Genomic DNA, 1,866 nt, shown 5'->3' with positions numbered 1-1,866 from the left:
CAATGGGCTTGGACGACAGCAATCAGGGCCTGACGATCAGAGCAACAGGAGCCGTATGACGGGAGACTGTCACGTACGGATCTGTGGGAGCCCGGGGGTGAGAATCCCCCGGGCCACCCGGCGCGAAGGTGATGGGGCGGTCGCAGCCGGGGTAGCGGCAGTGTCGGTCGCGCCAGGCAAGAAAGCCCCGCTGTTCGGCCGAGGCCAGCCGTGCTCTCGGGTCCCGGTCCACTGCCACGCCGTCCAACACTCCGGTGTGTCCGTCGAGGGTGAGGGTGTGGCGTCGCGGGTTTCCCTGCTTGGGTAGCAGTCTGGCGGGGATGAGCGCTCCGAATGCGGTGCGGGCGCAGCCGGCGGGGATGTCGAGCTGGACCGGTGCGGGTTCCTGCATCGTTACGGCGAGTGCGGGCAGGGAGAAGCGCGCCCCGCGCTGTTCGGCCGTGGCGTCCAGGAACACCTGTGCCATGCGCGTGATGGCTTCGGCGTTCATCTGCTCGGTCGTGCGCACGTCCTGGGGTGCGAGTTCGGTGCCGTCGAACTGCCGGGCCCGGATCATTTCCGCGACCTGCAACTCCACCGCGGCTTGGAGTACCGCGCCGCGGGCGGGGTCGAGCAGGATCTCACACCGGTGCATCTCCCGATCCGCCGCAACACCGATGCGGGCGTAGGAGCGTTCGCGCTGCTGGGCGTGGCGCGCCTCGACCGACCCGGGGTCGGTGTGCTCCTCCAGCGCCCGCACCCGCTCCAGCCCGGCCCGCGTCCCGTGCTCGCGTGCGACGCGTAGGGTCTCGGCGACCTCGGGTGCCGGGTCGAGGCCGGTGCGGCGCACCGCCTTGACGGTGCGCGCCACCGCCCGTACGGAATCCTGCCCGACGCTGCCCGAGCACAGCTCCCGCTCGATCTGCGGCACCGTCGCGAGGAGTCGGGCGTCCTGGGCGAGCCCGCGGGCGCGTCCTTCGGTCACATCCAGCACGGTGGCCAGCCACGGGCCGATCCCGCCGCGCGCGATCCCGAGCCGGTCGCCCTCGGCCACCAGCGCCAGCAGCAGCCCGTTCAGTGCCTGCGCCGCCCGACCCACCTCCACGATCCCGTCGCGCACCTCGCCGGCGACACCGTCACCCGCGCCCGGCTCGGCCTGCCGCGCCCGCTCCAGCAGATCCCGCACCGCCCCGCTGATCGACTCCACCCCGGCAGCAACCTGATCCATGACCCCTCCCTAGAACAATCCCCGTATGTACCTACTCTACGGGGCGAGTCCGACAAAAGGGGCCTAGAATAGGCCTGGATCTTAAGAGATTGCTGAGATATTTGCTCGGGACGACGAGGGGAACTCCAGGACGTCGCCGCGCGTTGGAAGAGATAAGAGAACCGATACGGCAAGAGGCGCCACCGGGCGCGATGCAAGCTCCTGTATCGAGATCCTGCATTGCGGCACCACGCGGACGACCACCACGGGTGGCGCAAGATTCAGCATCACGAGGCCGTCCAATCCAGCTGATACAAGATCCTGCATCACGGCTGGCCGCCACGGATGACACTAGATCCTGCATCACACGCTCGGCCACCACGGGTGATACAAGGTTCAGCATCACACGGCCGTCCACCGCTCGTGATGCAAGATCCTGGATCAAGGTCGTCCGCCGCAGGGAATGCACGATGCCGCACCGGGCACGCCGGACCGGGCCACGGACCCTCCGCAAGGATCCAGCCAGGGGTGGGGCTCTCTCCTCGGTCGGGCAGGCGCAGCCCTTATCAGGGTTCTGGTGCGGGTGCAAACGGCGCAGCGACACCCACCCCAAAGCCCAGACCTCCGCCGTTTGCACCCGCACCAGGTTCCTGATACGCCTCCGGTGACCGACCGAGGAG

The 1,866-nt window shown here is 68.9% G+C and carries 1 protein-coding gene; it reads right to left on the bottom strand.

Going from position 1 to position 1,866, the window contains the following annotated elements:
• Window positions 1-22: 22 nt before the first annotated feature.
• Entirely contained in the window at window positions 23-1,207 is a 1,185-nt protein-coding gene (locus tag KDL01_RS40840; RefSeq protein ID WP_212534095.1) for a hypothetical protein, read from the bottom strand.
• Window positions 1,208-1,866: the final 659 nt, after the last annotated feature.

It is taken from the genome of Actinospica durhamensis (genome assembly GCF_018139695.1).
Classification (GTDB): Bacteria; Actinomycetota; Actinomycetes; order Streptomycetales; family Catenulisporaceae; genus Actinospica; species Actinospica durhamensis.
This window is presented reverse-complemented; position numbering and strand designations above follow the sequence as displayed.

Coding starts and splice junctions, on each gene's coding strand:
- KDL01_RS40840 (WP_212534095.1), bottom strand. CDS start 1,207: ATGGATCAGGTTGCTGCCGGGGTGGAGTCGATCAGCGGGGCGGTGCGG.